This is a genomic window from Alkalimonas cellulosilytica (genome assembly GCF_036325985.1).
Classification (GTDB): Bacteria; Pseudomonadota; Gammaproteobacteria; order Enterobacterales; family Alteromonadaceae; genus Alkalimonas; species Alkalimonas cellulosilytica.
Genome location: NZ_JAUHLI010000014.1, coordinates 43643 through 62441, shown reverse-complemented (window position 1 = coordinate 62441; position 18799 = coordinate 43643). Strand labels below are relative to the sequence as shown.

Annotated in this window: 14 protein-coding genes; 9 read left to right on the top strand and 5 right to left on the bottom strand. The window is 54.9% G+C overall.

Features of this window, described 5'->3' with window-relative positions:
• Positions 1-11: 11 nt before the first annotated feature.
• Positions 12-281 (top strand): 30S ribosomal protein S20, encoded by a 270-nt coding sequence (gene rpsT / locus QWY20_RS14160; protein WP_091344958.1) that lies wholly within the window; start codon positions 12-14, stop codon positions 279-281.
• A 94-nt stretch (positions 282-375) separates the two neighbouring features.
• On the opposite strand, the gene QWY20_RS14155 is transcribed toward rpsT, so the two are convergent.
• Positions 376-669, bottom strand: a complete 294-nt coding sequence (locus QWY20_RS14155; RefSeq protein ID WP_330129659.1) for an ArsR/SmtB family transcription factor — start codon at positions 667-669, stop codon at positions 376-378.
• 124 nt (positions 670-793) lie between these two features.
• Positions 794-1165 carry a response regulator gene (locus tag QWY20_RS14150; RefSeq protein ID WP_330129658.1) on the bottom strand — a complete coding sequence of 124 codons (372 nt, stop codon included), beginning with the start codon at positions 1163-1165 and terminating at the stop codon, positions 794-796.
• Positions 1166-1388: 223 nt separating this feature from the next.
• On the opposite strand from QWY20_RS14150, the gene QWY20_RS14145 reads away from it, so the two are divergent.
• Together QWY20_RS14145 and smrA are read left to right on the top strand one after the other, a co-directional pair.
• The gene (locus QWY20_RS14145) at positions 1389-1724 is read left to right on the top strand and encodes a hypothetical protein (RefSeq protein ID WP_330129657.1); all 336 of its coding nucleotides are present in this window, start codon (positions 1389-1391) and stop codon (positions 1722-1724) included.
• Between the two features lie 59 nt (positions 1725-1783).
• Positions 1784-2365 (top strand): DNA endonuclease SmrA, encoded by a 582-nt coding sequence (gene smrA, locus QWY20_RS14140; protein ID WP_330129656.1) that lies wholly within the window; start codon positions 1784-1786, stop codon positions 2363-2365.
• A gap of 315 nt (positions 2366-2680) precedes the next feature.
• On the opposite strand, the gene QWY20_RS14135 is transcribed toward smrA, so the two are convergent.
• Positions 2681-3601 carry a 2-hydroxyacid dehydrogenase gene (locus QWY20_RS14135; protein WP_330129655.1) on the bottom strand — a complete coding sequence of 307 codons (921 nt, stop codon included), beginning with the start codon at positions 3599-3601 and terminating at the stop codon, positions 2681-2683.
• Positions 3602-3700: 99 nt separating this feature from the next.
• Between QWY20_RS14135 and QWY20_RS14130 the strand changes: the two genes are divergently transcribed.
• From QWY20_RS14130 to QWY20_RS14105, 6 genes are all read left to right on the top strand, one after another.
• The gene (locus QWY20_RS14130) at positions 3701-4501 is read left to right on the top strand and encodes a UDP-2,3-diacylglucosamine diphosphatase (RefSeq protein WP_330129654.1); all 801 of its coding nucleotides are present in this window, start codon (positions 3701-3703) and stop codon (positions 4499-4501) included.
• Between the two features lie 85 nt (positions 4502-4586).
• Positions 4587-6293 (top strand): lysophospholipid acyltransferase family protein, encoded by a 1707-nt coding sequence (locus QWY20_RS14125; protein ID WP_330129653.1) that lies wholly within the window; start codon positions 4587-4589, stop codon positions 6291-6293.
• 151 nt (positions 6294-6444) lie between these two features.
• Complete coding sequence (locus tag QWY20_RS14120; protein ID WP_330129652.1) at positions 6445-8064, top strand: DUF3300 domain-containing protein; 1620 nt, start codon at positions 6445-6447, stop codon at positions 8062-8064.
• A gap of 275 nt (positions 8065-8339) precedes the next feature.
• Positions 8340-10472 (top strand): glycosyl hydrolase family 18 protein, encoded by a 2133-nt coding sequence (locus tag QWY20_RS14115; protein WP_330129651.1) that lies wholly within the window; start codon positions 8340-8342, stop codon positions 10470-10472.
• 65 nt (positions 10473-10537) lie between these two features.
• Entirely contained in the window at positions 10538-13183 is a 2646-nt protein-coding gene (locus tag QWY20_RS14110) for a glycosyl hydrolase family 18 protein (protein ID WP_330129650.1), read from the top strand.
• 60 nt (positions 13184-13243) lie between these two features.
• The gene (locus QWY20_RS14105; protein ID WP_330129649.1) at positions 13244-14464 is read left to right on the top strand and encodes a lytic polysaccharide monooxygenase; all 1221 of its coding nucleotides are present in this window, start codon (positions 13244-13246) and stop codon (positions 14462-14464) included.
• Between the two features lie 10 nt (positions 14465-14474).
• Here QWY20_RS14105 and QWY20_RS14100 read toward each other — a convergent pair whose 3' ends face one another.
• Positions 14475-14831 (bottom strand): hypothetical protein, encoded by a 357-nt coding sequence (locus tag QWY20_RS14100; RefSeq protein ID WP_330129648.1) that lies wholly within the window; start codon positions 14829-14831, stop codon positions 14475-14477.
• A gap of 58 nt (positions 14832-14889) precedes the next feature.
• Complete coding sequence (gene purL, locus QWY20_RS14095; RefSeq protein ID WP_330129647.1) at positions 14890-18783, bottom strand: phosphoribosylformylglycinamidine synthase; 3894 nt, start codon at positions 18781-18783, stop codon at positions 14890-14892.
• Between the last annotated feature and the right edge of the window lie 16 nt (positions 18784-18799).

Sequence of the window (18799 nt, the reverse complement as noted above, 5' to 3'; positions counted from 1 at the left end):
GGAGTGTTACCTTGGCTAACATCAAGTCTGCTAAGAAGCGCGCAATTCAGTCTGAAAAACGCCGTAAGCATAATGCCAGCCAGCGTTCAATGATGCGTACTTTTATCAAAAAAACCTATGCGGCTGTACTGGTAAGTGATGCCACTGCTGCTCAGGATGCGTTTAAGAAAATGGTGCCAGTTTTGGATCGTATGGCAGACAAAGGTCTGATCCATAAGAACAAAGCAGCTCGCCACAAGTCGCGCCTGAATGCCCATATCAAGGGTTTGTCTGCTGCTTAATTGCGCCAGACACAAGAAACCGGCTCTACAGCCGGTTTTTTTGTATCTGTAAACCGGCTATGCCGGTTTCGTTATTGCGTAAACGCTCTGACTATCAGGCACAATAAAGATCGTGCATCACCTTCATCACCGCTTTCACTTCATCACTTTCAATGCGATAAAACACGGTTTGGGCTTCTTTGCGGGTTTTGACCAGTTGATTCCGACGAAGCAACGCCAAATGCTGTGATAAAGCAGACTGGCTTAACTCTAATCGATCGTTCATCTCACCCACCGACATTTCGCCTTCAAGCAAGTAACATAAGATGAGCAAGCGACGCTCATTGGAGATAGCTTTTAGTAACTTCGCAGCTTTCGCGGAGTTTTTTCGCATTTCTTGTAGGTTCATATTCTTTTGCACTTAAATGTCTAGACGGCTTATTATCACCTGTCGACAGAAAATTCACAAGTAATTCGCCTGCCACTTTACAAAAAGCAGCAGATTATGCATTTAAAATGCGATAAATGTAAAATTAATTGAGGTAAGGCTGTACCAAATGGCTGATGCGTTTCACCGAAAACGGCTTTACCACAAAAGCATTGGCGCCAGCCGCAATGCTATCCCGTAAGTTTTCTACGCTGGAAAATGCCGATACCATCACAATCTGACTGGCGCTGTTGATGGCTTTAAACTGGCGCAACAACTCTTTGCCATTCATATCCGGTAGCTGGATATCCAAAAATACCAGCTGCGGTTGCAGCCGATGATAGAGTGAGGCCGCCTCAGCACCATCGGCAGCTTCCAGGATGTCCGGAACGCCTAAGCTTAACAGAATTTGTTTCAGATAACTGCGCACTGCAGCCACGTCATCTACAATCAAGACACGCAGTGTCGATGTGGTCATGTACTACTCTTCCTTGTTTCAACCAGGCGCAACGCCTGTGTCTTGTATCCATTCCTGCGCAAGATTGTATCAAAAACAAACAGCAGCGACAACCTGACATTCCCTCAACTGAGCATCAAGTCATTAGTTTTACTAATTGAAATCAAGCAAAATTACTCAGTTGAGTAAAGACTCAATTGCTCAGATAATGCGCGCATTCGCAAAGCCTTTTAAGGAGGGACTAATGGAAGCCATGGTGTACGATGTAATTAGCTGGATTGGTCTGGCCATCTGTATTGGTGCCTTCTTTATCAAAGATGTGTTCTGGCTTCGGCTGGCCACGCTAATAGGCTGTGCATTAATGTTTGTGTATTACCTTTTTATTGCTATCCCTCAGGGCGTGATCTCCAACCTGCTGGTACTGCTGATCAATGCCTATTACTTAGGCTTATTTGCCTGGCAGCGCCATAAAACCAACCAACTGCTGGCAGCTGAGCCCGATGTTGAGACCACAGCAGCAGCCGAGCCTGCCCCTGTCGCTACAACAAGGGCCGGCACCGATGCGGTGACTGTAGCATGACGTCAGCTGCTGAACCGCGTATAATCCATGCATCGGAAACTGAATAATCGGGCTGAGCAGTGTCAACAGATGAGTTGGATGACTTCCTGAAAGAAATGGCCGGTGTCCGGCCTTTGCAGCATGATGAAATCGTACCGGAAACTGGAGAGTTCCAGCCGTCATTGGCGCAACTGGCCAGGCGCGAGGCTGCCGAACAAGAGATGGAGTTTGATCCCAACTACCTGAGCATGGAGTACGTGGATCTGATCAAGCCAGACGATCTGATTGCCTACAAAAAAGATGGGGTACAAGAAGGTGTCTACCGTAACCTGCGTCTTGGCAAGTACCAGCTGGATGCGACCTTGAACTTACTGGGTAAAAATCTTCAGGTCGCACGCAAACAACTGTTCGATTTTATTCAGGATTGTCATCAACGCGGTATTCGCACCTTACTGATCCATCATGGCATGGGACGTCAGAGTAAACCGCACCCCGCCATTTTAAAAAGTTATTGCGCCAAATGGCTCAGTCAGATCCCGGAAGTATTGGCTTGCCACACCGCACAGCGCCATCATGGCGGCTACGCCGCCAGTTATGTGCTGCTACAAAAGAACCAACAGCAAAAGCGTGACAACAGAGAACGCCACAGCAAACGAATTTAATGACTTGATTAAAAAGGAAAACCCCGAAATTCGGGGTTTTTTCGATCATCCTTAACCATCCATTCCTGGCTTCAACAAAGGAAGCAGCAGGCTTCAGCTTTTGTCAAAAATGCTGATAGTGCCATCAGGCATACAACAATGACAATTGCGGTAAAGCCAAAACCACGACTGGACGCTTTACTCATAAAAATTACCTCAGCGCTTAATTTTTTATTGTTGTGAGCAAGTTAGCTTAACTTTTTAAGCTGTGGCTTAGTGTAGACAACTTGTAGTTTATTTACAACAGGTGTGTTTTTATACAGTTGCCAGATAAATTCAATATTGCTGGCCTACATCGACCGGATGCAACAAAGCCTGGCCGTGCTGGCTTCGCCGATAGTTCTCAGCAATCTGCCGGGCCGCGGTGTCGATATTGGTCACAGCAGAAATATGTGGTGTGACCGTCACTTTGGGGTGCGCCCAAAAAGGATGGGCCGCTGGCAAAGGTTCCTGGCTAAAGACATCCAGGCAGGCAGCGGCTAATTGCTCACTATCCAATGCGGCCAGTAAGGCGCGATCATCAACAATAGCCCCTCGGGCCACATTGATCAAAATGGCGCCTGTTTTAAAAAGAGCCAACTGCTGCTCATTCAGTAACCCTTCGGTTGCTGAAGTCAAAGGCAATAAGCAGATCACCAGATCCGCCTCAGCCACTGCTGCCGAAAAGCCATCTATCCCGGCAAAACACTGCACGCCAGGCAATTGCTTCAAGGTTCTGGACCAGCCCGTTACGCTGAACCCTTCGCCAACAAAATGGGCAGCCGCAGCCTGACCGAGTTCGCCCAAACCAAGCACAGCAATGCTATTCAGCTTACGAGGTCCTTTTGGCCGCCACTGCGCCAATTGCTGTTGGCGCGCAAATTGATCCAACCGAAGCTGATACATACGTACCACGGTATCCAGATAACGCACCATCGCGGTAGCAAGCATCGGATCAACAATCCGACTGATCGGTAAAGCTGGTAACTGCGGATCGCGTAAAATGGAGTCCACTCCGGCACCATAGCTTTGAATCGCTTTAAGCGCCGAGAAATGCCGCAAACTGCCGGCAGGTTGTTTCCATACCACGGCAAACTCGACCTGCTCAGGCTGCTTTATATCCGGCCATTGCTCAATGACGGCCTCAGGCAAGTGTTGCTGAAGGGCAGCAACCAAACGGCTCAGATCCCGGTCTGGGATCACCAAAGCTATCGACATAAAAAGCTCACTGTCATAAAAGTTTCAGGACACTGTCACCCGACTGACGCAATGCATCGGCAAGCTGACCGCATCGTTAAGATACCATGGTGCCTACCGATGCTGAACTGCCGAACCTTGTTTTTATCCGATATTCATTTGGGCTGTAAAAACTGTCAGGCAGGCTATCTGCTGAATTTCCTGAAACATTGTCAGGTCGATAAAATTTATCTGCTGGGGGATATTGTCGACTTATGGGCCATGCAGCGCCAGGTGTTCTGGAAAGTTCAACAAAACCAGGTAGTACGGCAACTGCTGAAAATGGCAGAACAAGGCACTGAAATCATTTATGTGCCTGGCAATCACGACGAAGCTTTTCGGCTCTACGCCGGTAAGAATTTCGGTGCCATTCAAGTGCAATTACGCAGCCAGCATATTACCCACTCGGGTCAGCGTTTATTGCTGCTGCACGGCGATGAATTTGACAAGCATGTGCAACTGGCGCACTGGCACCGCCGGCTGGGCGATCATCTGTACGATTTATTGCTGTTCCTAAACCGCTGGAATCAACGCTTTCGCCGCACCTTAGGCCAGCCCTATTTCAGCTTGTCGGCTTATATTAAGAGCAAAGTCCCCGGCGCTCGTCAGGCCATAGCCCGCTACCGGGATGCTGCCGTGCAGCGTGCCAAGCGCGGTGGTTACGATGGCATCGTCTGCGGCCATATTCATCACCCGGAAATTACCCTGCAAGATGGGATCCTCTACTGCAACGATGGCGACTGGATTGACAGTTGTACGGCTTTGGTGGAAACCAGAGATGGCAGCCTGGCGCTCTATCATTGCGCTGAAACTTACCAACAGTTGTCCGTCTGGCCAGAGCCAACCAAAACAAATGTCACCAGCTTGTCCAAAGTCGCCTGAGGTCACAGAAAGGTCATAAAATCGCCATCAAACTGCCATACCGCTGCGTTAGCCTGAAACAGCCAAACCGGTAGGGAGCAGTTCCATGTTGAATGTTGAGCTCATGCTGCAACAACAAGCCCCGCAGCTTGAAAATAAGCCACAGTTAAAAAAATTCATGACCTGGCTGCTACGCCAACTGCTGCATGAAAAAGATTTCATGCAGTTTGCAAAGACCTACCCCCATCTGCAAGGGCTGGATTTTGTCGAACAAGTGCTGGAGTATTTTCAGTTTCAAACCACGGTTCGTGAACAAGAGCTGGAGCGGATCCCAAGCGATGGCCGGGTAGTTATCATTGCCAATCATCCGATTGGTTCGCTGGATGGGCTGGCACTGATCAAACTCATCAGCGAGATCCGACCCGATGTAAAAATTGTCGCCAACCAAATGCTGATGGCCTTGCCTCCCTTACACTCCTTACTATTTCCGGTTGATGCCATGCAAGGTAAAACCCGCCGTGAGCTGCTGGATAACATCGCACAGCATTTGCAGCAAGAAGGCGCCTTGATTATTTTTCCGGCCGGTGAAGTGTCCCGGCTAAAGCCCAATGGTATTCGCGATGGTCGCTGGCACCATGGCTTTCTGCGCTTTGCTACCCAGGCCAAGGCTCCGGTGCTGCCCATCCATCTGCAAGGGCGCAATTCCTGGCAGTTTTATCTGGCTTCCATGTTGTACAAACCGCTGGCCACCATGCTGCTGGTCCGTGAAATGTTTCGTCAACGCCAAAAGCAGCTGCAAATTCGTATCGGTGAACTGATTCCGTTTGAAAGCTTCTCCAGCCTGGCGCTGGAGCCTCAGGCCAGAGCCAAACTATTTAAAAAGCACTTGTATCGGATTGGCACCGACAAAGCCCGGCTGTTTAAAACCCAAAGCGGCATTGCCTTGCCAGAAGATCGTAAAGTGTTGAAAAAGGCGGTGGAAGCGTGCCAGTTATTGGGCGAAACCGCCGATCACAAGCAAATCTATTTGTATCAGCATCAGGGCAGCTCCCCCATCCTGCGTGAAATTGGTCGTTTACGTGAAGTGGCTTTTCGGGCCGTAGGGGAAGGCAGTGGTAAACGGCGCGATATCGATCCATTCGATAGCTGGTATCAACATTTAATCCTGTGGGATCCAAAAGAGCTGGATATCGTTGGCAGCTATCGTTTTGCCGATACAGCGGCGGTTATTGCTAAGCATGGGCAAGCGGGCTTGTACTGCGATGCGCTGTTTCAAATGTCCAGCGGCATGCAGCCCTACCTGGCCGCCGGGCTTGAACTGGGCCGAAGTTTTGTGCAGCCCAAGTACTGGGGCAAGCGCAGCCTGGATTACCTCTGGTATGGCATCGGCGCCTACCTGAAACAGCGACCGGATATTCGTTATCTGTACGGCGCCGTCAGTTTATCCAACAGCTACCCGCAGGCCGCGCGCGATCTGATGGTGTACTTTTACCATCTTTACTTTCAGCACCCGGCATCCCCTGCCGTATCGCGCCATCCTTATGTACTGAATGAACAACTGCTGCCAGAGTTGCGCCAACAGTTTTGTGGCAACGACTATGCCGCTGATTTCAGCCAACTGAAGCATTTGCTGGCCAATATGGGGCTCAACATCCCCACTCTGTACAAGCAATACAGTGAGATCTGTGACGCCGGCGGTGCTTATTTTTTAAGTTTTGGGCTGGATCCGGACTTTTCCGACTGCATGGATGGCCTGGTGCTGGTCGATATCACAAAAATTAAAGCCCATAAGAAACAACGCTATATGGGGTGATGGCGGCCAGTTCACTGGCAGAGTGCGCCAATTCAGGTTAAGTTAAGCTTGTACCGTCTATAAATTAGTCAAATGCGTGACTCTTTCACGCTGCACTGATCGCTTGCCGTGGTCAATTCCCGCTGGCAATGGCGAGTACAGGAGGACACCCATGTCTGACTTAGTCCATACCTTTAAACGGTGGCTACCGCTGGCACTTTGTGCTTTGCTGTTAAGTCTGCCAGCCAGCGCTCAGGATGAGTCCTTTGAGCAGGCGCAACTGGATCAGGTGCTGGCACCGATAGCTCTGTATCCGGACAGCATCCTCAGCCATGTGCTGATTGCCTCTACCTACCCGCTGGAAGTAGTACAGGCCGCCCGCTGGGTTGCGCAGCATCCGGAACTGGATGCAGAAACCGCCTTGCAGCAAGTCGAGCAGCAACCCTGGGATCCCAGTGTCAAAGCGCTGGTGGCATTTCCGGATTTGTTGGAGCGCATGAGCGACGATCTGGATTGGCTGGAGCAATTAGGCGAAGCTTTTTTAACCGATGAAACCTGGGTGATGCAGAGCATACAGCAGCTGCGTGAACGCGCCTACGCCCATGGCGCCTTTGATGAAGTCGAACACATTGTGGTGCAACGTGAGCAGGATGTGATTATCATTGAGCCGCGTCAGCGTGAAGTCGTCTATGTCCCCTACTACAACACCCGGGTGGTGTATGGGGATTGGTGGTGGCCGCATCATCAGCCTTACTACTGGCATTATCCAGGCGCTTACTATACCCACAGTGCTTTCTATTGGGGGCCTTATTACCGGGTCACGCCACGCTTTTACTTCAGCGGTTTTCACTGGCACCATCGCCATGTGATCGTGAACCATCATCACTTTTATCATCCACCACGCTATTACCCGACCCGGGTGGTGCATGTGCACCATGGAAAACGTTGGCAACACAATCCGGTGCATCGCCGTGGTGTGGTCTATCGTCGTGAAGCCCTGAGCCGTCAGTACGACCCTCGCCCCAGAAGCTATACCCGGGAAGAACGTGGTCCGGCCCGCGAGTGGCGCCGCCCGCGTGCACAACCGAGTGGTGATTACAGCACAAGTTTCCGCCAGCACGCTCGTAGCCAGGAAAGAACGGAGCAAGGGCAGCGTCAAGAGCGAGACTGGAGAGGTCGCAGCGAAGGCTCACGGAGCCTGCGGGCAGATGCAGCGCCACAGCGCCAGGAGTCCAATCTGCAGCAACGCCGGGAACAGCTGCAACAACGTCAGCACGCTACCCATGAGCGTTCTGCCAATCTACAGCAACGCCAGCAGCAGACAGAACGGCCAGAACGCCGCATGTCCGCGGACAGTGCAACGGCCAATCCGGTTCGTGAACAGCGGCAGCGTGCCTCAGAATACCGGGGTGCCCGTGAGGTGCAGCAGAGCCAAGCCGTGCCAAGCCGTCAACCGGCCATGCAGCAACGCGTTCAGACCAGAAGCCATGAACAGCAAGCTCCTATCCGGCCGAATCGCCAGCTAGAGCAGCAGGCCATGCCACAACCGGAACCAATCCGTCAAAGCACTCAACCGCAACAAAGAGCGCAGCGGCCGGTCGAAGCGATCCGCAGCCAAAGCCCTGTGCAGGCACAACCCAGGGTACAGTCGCAGCCAAGCTCGCCCAACCGGGTTCAAAGCACTGCCCCGGCACAACGGCCGCAACGGGTTGAGCGCTCGGCCTCCCCACGGCCCCAAGCTGCTGAGCGCAGCAGCCGCAGCAGTGAACGCCGGCAACGGCAGATTGATTAAGTCCCTGTTACAGTGTCAGCCTATGCTGGCACTGTAAATTTTCCTGCCACTTCATCGTAAATTTTTATAATTCCATTTCAGACACTTAGCATGTTATCAGAACTTTATCATTTGACAACGCTGTCATTTAATAAATAGTTAGTACGACATGCCATACGGAGCAACACAGCAAGCAACAGGGAGCCGTCCGTCAGGCAGACACTCGTTACAGCATGTTGATACCGAACTGCCTCAGGGTAGTGATAACAATAAAAAACTCTCTTTTGGAGGACACCATGCAAGATCGTATCAGTCAGCTTTGTCTGGCCAGTTCGCTGCTGTTTGTCAGCAGCTCAGCTTTTGCCAGCACACCTGGCCCCCCCAACATCAGCTGGATGCCAAGCCAGTTCGAACTGCAAAATGGCGCTGTTACCATCCCGGTGCAATGGGATATGTGGTGGGGCACCAACGGTAATAAGTGGGTTTTGTTACAAAATGACAGCGCTGTCTACAGTGCAGCGTTAACTCCTAATGGTCAACAAGCACAAAGCGGCCAGGCCAACCTGACGCTCACCCAGCCCGGTAGCTACCAGTTGCAAGTGCAACTCTGTCTGGTCACTGACGGTACCGAAAACTGTCAGCCCAGTGGCATCACCACCATTCAGGTCAGTGGCAGTGGCGGTTCGGATCCAGTTGACCCAGTCGATCCAGTAGACCCGGTAGATCCAGTTGATCCAGTAGACCCGGTCGAACCTGAACCCGTGAATCCAGCGGCTCCCGCCAAACCAGTGATTGCCTGGCTGGATAGCAATCAATCCCTGACCAATGGTAACGCCAGCTTTACCATCAGCTGGAATATGTGGTGGGGCAATAACGGCAATCTGTGGCAATTAAAGCAGGATGATACGGTGATCCACAGCGCTGCACTGACGCCCAATGGCCAGCAGGCACAAAGTGGCAGTGTGCAGGTAAATGTCGGCCAAACCGGTCAGTACCACTACAAGGTCAGCCTCTGCCAGCAAAGCAGCTCCGCCCTGCTCTGCACCGACAGTGATGCAACCACTGTGACCGTCTCCGCAGGCTCAGGTGGCGGCGGTGGAGGTGGCACCAATCCGGATTTTGATCCCTGGACCGATCTGGACATGACCTACTGGCCACACCCACTGAAAGAGCGCAACCGCAGCTACCAGAACACCAGCGGCAAAAAAGTGGCCGCCTACTTCGTGGAATGGGGCATCTACGGTCGCAATTACCATGTGGCCGATATCCCGGCAGAAAACCTGACCCATATTTACTATGGATTTATTCCGGTCTGTGGCCCGAACGAGTCGTTGCGCCAGGCCAACCCGGAGGGCTATGCCGCCTTAAATGCCCAGTGTCAGGGCAAGCCCGATTACAGTGTGGTAGTGCACGACAAATTTGCCGCGCTGGAAAAATCCTACCCGGGCGATCGCTGGGATCAGCCCATCCGCGGTATTTTTGCCGAGTTGTACCGGCTAAAACGGGCGCACCCTGAGGTGAAAATTCTGCCATCGGTGGGTGGCTGGACCCTGTCTGATCCGCTGTACGACATCGGGGTGGATCCAGCCGCCAGAGCCGTCTTTATCGAGTCGATGATCGACTTTATCCGCACCTACGACTTCTTCGATGGTATTGACATCGACTGGGAATTCCCTGGTGGCGGTGGCGCTTTGCCTGAACTCGGCAGCCCACAAGACGGGGCCGGCTTTGCCATTTTGATGCGCGAGCTGCGTGAAGCCCTGGATGCACTCAGCCTGGAAACCGGCCGTGAGTACGAGCTGGCAGCGGCTATGAGTGGCGGGGTAGAAAAACTCAGTGTGGTCGATTGGGAAGATGCGCACCCGTACATGGATTTCATCAATCTGATGACCTACGACTACTACGGCGCCTGGAGCGGTACCCTGGGCCACATGACCGGCCTGTACCCATCCGACAACTCCCCCATCACCGGATTTTCTGCCCACGAAGCGGTGCAGTACCTACTGAACCGTAGCGTACCGGCAGAGAAAATTGCGCTCGGTGTTGCCATGTATGGCCGCGGCTGGACCAACGTCAGTGGCGTAGTGGCTGGCAACCCCTTTACCGGCATTGGCGGCGATGGCATTACCGGTGGCTGGGAGCGCGGCATCATGGATTACAAAGCCATTGAAGCCGACTTTATGGGCGGGCCTGAAGCCAGTGGCATCAACGGCTTTACCGTCGGCTGGGACGATGAAGCCAAGGCCAGCTATGTCTGGAACCCTGCCACCAATACCCTGATCAGTCTGGATACTAAGCGCTCGGTGAGGGAAAAAGGCAGTTACATTCTGCAGCATCAGCTGGGCGGCATTTTCGCCTGGGAGATTGATGCCGATAACGGCGCCATCCTGAATTCGATGCATCAGGGCCTGGGCCATCCAGCGCAATAACAATCGATGAACCCGGCCCGCAGCCTCTGTGGGCCGATCTTCAATTCATGACTGAGACGAAAACAATGAAAAGCATTCCTTTTGCGCTATGCAGCGTCGCCGCTTTGCTAAGCGCCCCGCTGCTGGCTTACGACTGCAGCAACCTGCCTGAGTGGCAACCAGAACAAGCATACACCACTGGCAGTGAAGTACAGCAACAGCAACAAGCCTTTCGTGCCAATTGGTGGACCCAGGACCAGAGCCCGTTGGAGCATTCCGGTCCCTGGCAAGAGTGGACGGCCCTGGGACAGTGCGAGGGCAGTGACCCGGTCGATCCTGTGGATCCCGTTGACCCGGTTGATCCAGTTGACCCAGTTGACCCGGTGGACCCCGTTGATCCGGTAGACCCGGTCGACCCAGTAGACCCAGTTGACCCGGTGGATCCGGTAGAGCCTCATCCAGGCGATACCCCCTGCCGGCCAGATGGTCTTTACCAAACCCCCGGGCTGGAGGTGCCCTACTGCAGCATCTACGACGAACTCGGCATCGAGATCATCAGCCCGGATCACCCACGGCGCATTATTGGCTATTTTACCAGCTGGCGTCATGGCAAAAACGACCAGCCGGCTTATCTGGCCTCCGATATCCCCTGGTCAAAGATAACCCATATTAACTACGCCTTTGCCCATGTCGACAGCAACCATCGCATCTCAGTTGGCGATGTCACCGATCCGAACAACAGCTCGACCGGTATGAGCTGGCCGGATGTACCGGGCGCCGAGCTGGATCCGAACCTGCCCTATCAGGGCCATTTCAATCTGCTGAACCGCTACAAAGCCGAACACCCCCATGTCAAAACGCTGATTGCGGTCGGTGGCTGGGCCGAAACCGGTGGTTACTTTGATGCCAATGGCGATCGCATTGCCAGTGGTGGCTTTTACAGCATGACCACCAACCCGGACGGCAGCATCAATCACGCTGGGATCCATACCTTTGCCGAGTCGGCGGTTGAGTTTTTACGTCAGTACCAGTTCGACGGCCTCGACATCGACTACGAGTACCCGACCAGCATGACAGACGCCGGCAATCCGGATGACTTTCACATCGCCAACCCACTACGCGGTGCCTTAAATGCCTCCTTTGTCGAGTTGATGCGGGTGCTGCGCCAGTACCTGGATGCAGCCAGTGTCGAAGATGGCGTGCATTACCAACTGACTATGGCGGTACCGTCTTCGGCCTATCTGCTGCGCGGTATGGAGGTGTTTGATGCCTTACAATACCTCGATTTTATCAATGTGATGAGCTACGACCTGCATGGCTCCTGGAATCAGTTTGTCGGCCCCAATGCCGCCTTGTTTGATACCGGTGAAGATGCTGAGTTGGTGGCCTGGAATTACTACAGTGCCGCTCAGTACCAACAACTGGGTTACCTGAACACCGACTGGGCCTTCCATTACTACCGAGGCGCCCTGCCGGCGGGTCGGATCAACATTGGTATCCCCTACTACAGCCGCGGCTGGCAACGGGTGCAAGGCGGTCATCATGGCCTCTGGGGCACGGCATCCTTACCCGATCAAAGCCAATGCCCACCGGGCACCGGTGGCAGCACCGTCAGCCGCTGTGGCGATGGCGCCGTCGGCATTGATAACCTCTGGCACGATCTGGATACCCAGGGCCAGGAAATCCCGGCCGGTTCCAACCCCTTGTGGCATTTACGCAACCTGCAGCAAGGCATTGTCGGCTCCTACCTGGAGGATTATGGGCTGGATCCGGCCAGCAACCCGGCACACCAGCTGATTGGCAGCTACCAGCATCACTACGAGCCGGTCGCAGTGGCACCCTGGCTGTGGAATAACGAGAAAAAGGTCTTCTTATCGATTGAAGACGAACTCAGCATAGCCACCAAAGCGCAGTACGTGATTGATCAGCAGATTGGTGGCGTGATGTTCTGGGAACTGGCCGGTGATTACAGCTGGCACAGCGATCGCGGCGAGTATTTCTTTGGCGATACCCTGACCTCGATTTTCTACCACAGTTTCCAATCGGCCCCTGCTTATGGTCATTTGCGCTCCGGGCTGCCGTTGTCTGGGCAGGCCATCGATCTGCGCTTTACCATCGATAACTTTAAACTGGGCGATCAGAACTTTCCCATCAACCCCACCCTGACGCTAACCAATCACAGTGCCTTGACCATTCCCGGCGGCAGTGCCATCAGCTTTTCGGTGCCCACCGCTATTCCGGATAGTTTAAGCGATCAAAGTGGTTTTGGCTTAAGCGTCATCGACAGTGGCCGCAATGCCAGTGGCAACAACATTGGTGGCTTGCAGCACCCCTTCCATCGGGCCGAGTTCAGTCTGCCTGGCTATCTGGCTCTGGCTCCCGGAGAAAGTCTGGAGCTGACGCTGAATTACCAGCTGCCAATGCCTACCCCAACCGGCTGGCGCATTGAACTGGCCGGAGAGTCCTACGCCTTTAGCCAGGAATACCCGCAGCTGCCGCAGCTGACCGAATTGCCTGGCGATCCGGGCAATGGCGGCCCGGGTGAAGGCTGTGGTGGCATCAGCCCTATCCACCCCTGGCCGCAATGGCCGCAGACCGACTGGGCCGGCAATCCAAGCCATGCGCTGGGTGGTGATCACCTGTCGTATCAGGGCAGTGTCTACCGGGCCAACTGGTGGACCAACTCACAACCTGGCTCTGATGGTAGCTGGACCCTGATCTGCAGCCTCTAAGTGCTGCACAAAACCAACAGCGGGGCCTGGCCCCGCATAACAACCATAAGGAGACACTCCATGAACCATGTCATCACCCATTCCCGGCGACTGCTGGCCATTGCCACCTTGCTGGCCAGCCCGGCCTTGCTGGCGCACGGCTACGTCGAATACCCCAAGGCCCGTCAGCAAATCTGCAAAGAAGATGGCGGCTACTGGTGGCCGGCCGATGGCTCCGGTGTATCCAACCTGGCTTGTCGCGCCGCTTTTCAGCAATCCGGCGGTTACATGTACACCCAGCACCATGAATTTGCCATCAATATCCGCGATTACCACAATATGGCCGCAGTACGGGCCGCCATTCCAAATGGCACTTTGTGCGCGGCGAATGATGATCGCAAAGCCGGCATGAATATCGCCTCCAGTCACTGGCAAAAAACCGAAATCAATCTGGCTCAAACCCCGGTGTTGCCGGTACGCTTTCGCGCCACAACCCCGCACAACCCGAGTTTTTGGCAGTTTTACCTGACCAAGCCCGGCATTGATCCGGCGGCCCGTCCGCTGCATTGGGAAGACTTAGACTTGATTTATGAGACAGGCAATACGCCGGCTGAAGCCGGCTATTACCTGTTTGATGTACCATTACCGGCCGGTAGAAGTGGACCGGCTATTCTCTATACCCGCTGGCAGCGCAACGATGTGGTCGGTGAAGGGTTTTACAACTGCTCGGATTTGGTCTTTACCGGCAGTGGTGGCGGCACCGATCCGGTCGAGCCACCGCCAAGCTGGTTTGATAAAGGTGCCTTTGTTGATTTGCAAATCCCGGTGGCGGCAGGCGACAGCGCCCAGCTGCGGGTGTTTGACAGCCAGGGTCAGGAATTGCTGGACCAAAGCTGGACCATCAATGCCGCCCAGTTGCCGCAGCAGTGGGCCTTTGATATCGCCAATCAGGTCAATGCCCAGCACGGCTCGCTGATCCAGATTGGGGTGCTCAGCAACAACAGCGTGCAGCTTAGCCCGGATTTAGCCAGCAATCGTTTCTATTTATCGGATAACAGCTACTTTGTGAATCTGGATATTCGGGCCGGTGAAACCAACCCGGTGCCGGATGACTGCCAGGGTCATGATCCGGCCACGGCTCCGGCCTATCCGAACTGGCCACAAAATGATTGGGCGGGTAACCCCAGCCATGCAGCGTCTGGCGATCTGATGCAACACCAGCAGGTGCTGTACCGCGCCAACTGGTGGACTCAGTCGGTACCGGGCTCGGACGAAAGCTGGACCGAGATCTGCGCTTTCTAAGCCGCGTTTTTTAGTCACTCTGCTCAGGCAGCCGGATCAATTGATGCACCTGGATCCGGCGGCCTTCCTTGGGGCTGGCAGTAAAGCGGCCCCGAACCCGAACCTGCTGCCCGACCAAATCCTGTACCAGGGTTTCCGGGTGAATGCCCACCCTGCGATGTGCATCGTCTTCCAGCCAATAATGCCTGGGCTCATCAAAGGAGCGCACCTGACCGGTGATCACCACCACATGGCCATGAAAGCGTTCGGGCTCTGCCACCAGCTTGGCTATCGGCACTTCCAGCACCGCATCACTGCAACTGCTGAGCAGCCACAGCACTGGCAGCAACAGCAGCACTGTGCGTAACACCCAACCTATCCGTTGCATGGTTTGACTCCCCCCAAATAGCAAAAACCCGCGCCAGCGCGGGTTTTCAATCACAGCATTAGCCCAACCAAACCCGGGCGTTGCGGAACATCCGCATCCAGGGGCTGTCTTCCTGCCAGTCATCCGGATGCCAGGAGTTGGCCACGGTGCGGAATACCCGCTCCGGGTGCGGCATCATAATGGTGGCGCGGCCATCACGGCTGGTTAAAGCGGTAATACCGGCCGGTGAGCCATTCGGGTTGGCTGGGTACTGCTCAGTCACACGGCCGAAGTTGTCCAGATAGCGCAGCGCTACGGTGCCACTGTCGTTGGCGGCAGCAAAGGCTTGCTGATTGGCAAATTCGGCATGGCCCTCGCCGTGCGAGACGGCAATCGGCATGCGGGAACCGGCCATACCGCTAAAGAACAGCGATGGCGTTTCCTGCACTTCCACCAGGCTAAAGCGTGCTTCAAAGCGCTCGGACTTGTTGCGCACAAAGTGGGGCCACAGCTCGGCGCCCGGGATCAGGCTTTTCAGGTTCGACATCATCTGACAGCCGTTGCACACCCCAAGCGAGAAGGTATTGTCACGTTGAAAGAAAGCCGCGAACTGATCGCGCGCCTGCGCATTGAACAAAATGGACTTGGCCCAGCCTTCACCGGCGCCCAATACATCGCCGTAGGAGAAACCGCCACAGGCCACCAGGCCATCGAAGTCGCTCAATTGACGCCGGCCAGCCAGAATGTCGCTCATATGCACATCGATGGCGCTAAACCCAGCCCGGTTAAAGGCCGCGGCCATTTCCTGATGCGAGTTGACGCCCTGCTCGCGCAGAATCGCGACTTTAGGCGCAGCGCCTTTGGCAATGTAAGGTGCGGCAATATCGGCATTCAGATCAAAGGTTAGGCGGGTATTAAGGCCAGGATCGGCCTGATCGGCTTTGGCAGCGAATTCCTGCTCCGCGCAATCCGGATTGTCCCGCATCGCCTGCATCTGATAGGTGGTTTCGGCCCAGATGCAGCGCAGCTTGGTCCGGCTTTGCTGATACACCAGGGCATCGCCACGACGCACCAGAATGTCATCGCTGTTGCTGACGCTCCCCAGCAGATGGCTACAGGCCGCCAGCTGATGATCCGCTAATACTTGCTGCACATGCGCCAGCTTGTCGTTGCTGACTTGCAGCACAGCGCCCAGCTCTTCACTAAACAGCACCGCCAAGTCATTCTGACCCAGCGCGGCGATATCAACGTCAAAGCCAGCCTTACCGGCAAAGGCCATTTCGGCCAGTGTCAGCAACAAACCACCGTCGGAGCGGTCGTGGTAAGCCAGAATTTGCTGCTCACGCACCAGTTGCTGCATCGCATCAAAGAAGTGTTGCAGCAGCTCTGGCGACGCCAGATCCGGCACTTCCTGCCCCAATTGCTGGTACACCTGAGCCAGACAGGAGGCACCCAGGCGGTTTTGGCCCTGGCCCAAATCAATCAGCAACAGGCTGCTGTCACCGCAGTCGGTGCGCAGCTGTGGCGTCACGGTTTTGCGAATATCTTCTACCCGGCCAAAGGCGGTGATCACCAGGGACAATGGCGAAGTAACGGCTTTTTGCTCGCCATCTTGTTGCCACTGGGTTTTCATCGACATCGAGTCTTTCCCCACTGGTATGGTCAGGCCAAGCGCCGGACACAGCTCTTCACCGATGGCTTTGACCGCCTGGTACAGGCCGGCATCTTCGCCCGGGTGACCGGCGGCGGCCATCCAGTTGGCGGAGAGTTTAATCCGTTTCAGTTCACCGATATCGGTGGCGGCAATGTTGGTGATGGCTTCGGCCACCGCCATCCGGGCAGAGGCGGCAAAATCCAGCAAAGCCAGCGGGGTGCGCTCGCCCATCGACATGGCTTCGCCGTGGTAGCTGTCGTACGAGGCTGCCGTGACCGCACAGTTGGCGACCGGCACCTGCCAGGGACCGACCATTTGATCGCGCGCCACTAAACCGGTCACAGAGCGATCGCCAATGGTGATCAGGAAGGTTTTCTCAGCAATGGTCGGTAAGCGCAGCAGCCGCTCGGTGGCATCGGCCACAGTCACGCTATCAAGCTGCAACGGCTCGCCGGCCGTCTGGCTGCTTGCAACGTCGCGGTGCATCTTCGGCGCTTTACCCAGTAATACATTGAGCGGTAAATCAATTGGCGTGTTGCCAAAATGCTGATCCGACAGCACCAGATGCTGCTCGGCGGTGGCTTCACCCACCACCGCATAGGGGGCGCGCTCGCGGCGGCAAATGTCTTCAAACACCGCCAGGCGCTCTGGCGGGATCGCCATTACATAGCGTTCCTGCGACTCGTTGCACCAGATTTGCAGTGGCGACATGCCCGGCTCATCGTTCGGTACTTTGCGCAGCTCAAAACGGCCACCGACGCCGCCATCATTGACTAGCTCCGGGAAGGCGTTGGACAAACCACCGGCACCGACATCGTGGATAAAGCAAATCGGGTTGGCATCGCCCAGCTGCCAGCAGCGGTCGATCACTTCCTGACAACGGCGTTCGATTTCCGGGTTTTCCCGTTGCACCGAAGCAAAATCCAAATCTTCCGCCGACTGACCGGACGCCACCGAAGAAGCAGCACCGCCGCCCAGACCGATGTTCATCGCCGGGCCACCCAGCACCACCAGCTTGGAGCCTGGTTTCATCTCGCCTTTTTGCACATGATCTTCACGGATATTGCCAAGACCACCGGCCAGCATAATCGGCTTGTGGTAACCGCGCACTTCCACGCCGTTGTGGCTGTTGACCTGTTGCTCGTAGGTACGGAAATAACCCACCAGATTCGGCCGGCCAAATTCGTTGTTAAAGGCAGCGCCGCCCAAGGGGCCTTCCAGCATAATGTCCATCGCATTGACAATGCGGCTTGGCTTGCCAAAATCGGTTTCCCACGGCTGTTCAAAGCCCGGGATCCGCAAGTTCGATACCGAAAAACCAACCAGGCCGGCTTTGGGCTTGGCACCGACACCGGTCGCGCCTTCGTCGCGGATTTCGCCACCAGAGCCGGTGGCCGCGCCCGGGTATGGAGAAATGGCGGTTGGGTGGTTGTGGGTTTCCACCTTCATCAGAATGTGGATCGGCTCGTGATGGTAGTTGTATTCCTGGGTGGTCGCATCCGGGAAGAAGCGGCCGGCTTCCGAGCCAATCATCACCGCAGCATTGTCTTTGTAAGCCGACAGCACGTAATCCGGTGTCTGCTCAAAGGTGTTTTTGATCATCTTGAACAGCGACTTGGGTTGCTGCTGGCCGTCGATGGTCCAGTCGGCATTGAAAATTTTATGCCGGCAATGCTCGGAGTTGGCCTGAGCAAACATGTAGAGTTCAATGTCGTTCGGGTTGCGGCCCAGCTGTTGGAAGTTGCTGACCAGATAATCGATTTCATCGTCGGCCAGAGCCAGTCCCATGCTGCTGTTCGCCTCGACCAGGGCTTCGCGGCCACCGGCCAGAATATCCACCGAGCTGAGCGGTGCCGGCTCGCCGTGCAGGAACAATTGCTCGGCCGCTTCCAGGCTATCAAACACCGCTTCCATCATCCGGTCGTGCAGCAGGGCTTTTAATGCGTCCTGCTGGCTGATGGTCAGGGTTTCGCTGCACTGCACATAGTAAGCAACGCCCCGCTCCAACCGCACCACCGACGACAAGCCACAATTGTGGGCAATGTCAGTCGCTTTCGACGACCAGGGCGAAATAGTACCCGGCCGTGGTGTCACCAACAGCATCAAGCCCTGCGGGGCATGACTGGCCAGTGCCGGGCCATAAGTCAGCAGTTGCTCCAGCGTGTGCTGCTGTTCTGCAGTCAAAGCGGCACTTAGCTCGGCAAAGTGCATAAACTCAGCGTAAATTTCCGTAACCGGCAGCGCCAGACGCTGGCATTGGTCCATCAGTTTGCGGATTCGAAAGTCTGACAGTGCAGGTGCACCACGCAGGATCAACATAGGCTTTTTTCCGTTG

What these genes read in the sequence shown, in the direction of transcription:
- QWY20_RS14155 (WP_330129659.1), bottom strand. Translation starts at nt 669, where the DNA reads ATGAACCTACAAGAAATGCGAAAAAACTCCGCGAAAGCTGCGAAGTTA.
- QWY20_RS14150 (WP_330129658.1), bottom strand. Translation starts at nt 1,165, where the DNA reads ATGACCACATCGACACTGCGTGTCTTGATTGTAGATGACGTGGCTGCA.
- QWY20_RS14145 (WP_330129657.1), top strand. Translation starts at nt 1,389, where the DNA reads ATGGAAGCCATGGTGTACGATGTAATTAGCTGGATTGGTCTGGCCATC.
- QWY20_RS14135 (WP_330129655.1), bottom strand. Translation starts at nt 3,601, where the DNA reads ATGTCGATAGCTTTGGTGATCCCAGACCGGGATCTGAGCCGTTTGGTT.
- QWY20_RS14130 (WP_330129654.1), top strand. Translation starts at nt 3,701, where the DNA reads ATGCTGAACTGCCGAACCTTGTTTTTATCCGATATTCATTTGGGCTGT.
- QWY20_RS14125 (WP_330129653.1), top strand. Translation starts at nt 4,587, where the DNA reads ATGTTGAATGTTGAGCTCATGCTGCAACAACAAGCCCCGCAGCTTGAA.
- QWY20_RS14120 (WP_330129652.1), top strand. Translation starts at nt 6,445, where the DNA reads ATGTCTGACTTAGTCCATACCTTTAAACGGTGGCTACCGCTGGCACTT.
- QWY20_RS14115 (WP_330129651.1), top strand. Translation starts at nt 8,340, where the DNA reads ATGCAAGATCGTATCAGTCAGCTTTGTCTGGCCAGTTCGCTGCTGTTT.
- QWY20_RS14110 (WP_330129650.1), top strand. Translation starts at nt 10,538, where the DNA reads ATGAAAAGCATTCCTTTTGCGCTATGCAGCGTCGCCGCTTTGCTAAGC.
- QWY20_RS14105 (WP_330129649.1), top strand. Translation starts at nt 13,244, where the DNA reads ATGAACCATGTCATCACCCATTCCCGGCGACTGCTGGCCATTGCCACC.
- QWY20_RS14100 (WP_330129648.1), bottom strand. Translation starts at nt 14,831, where the DNA reads ATGCAACGGATAGGTTGGGTGTTACGCACAGTGCTGCTGTTGCTGCCA.
- purL (WP_330129647.1), bottom strand. Translation starts at nt 18,783, where the DNA reads ATGTTGATCCTGCGTGGTGCACCTGCACTGTCAGACTTTCGAATCCGC.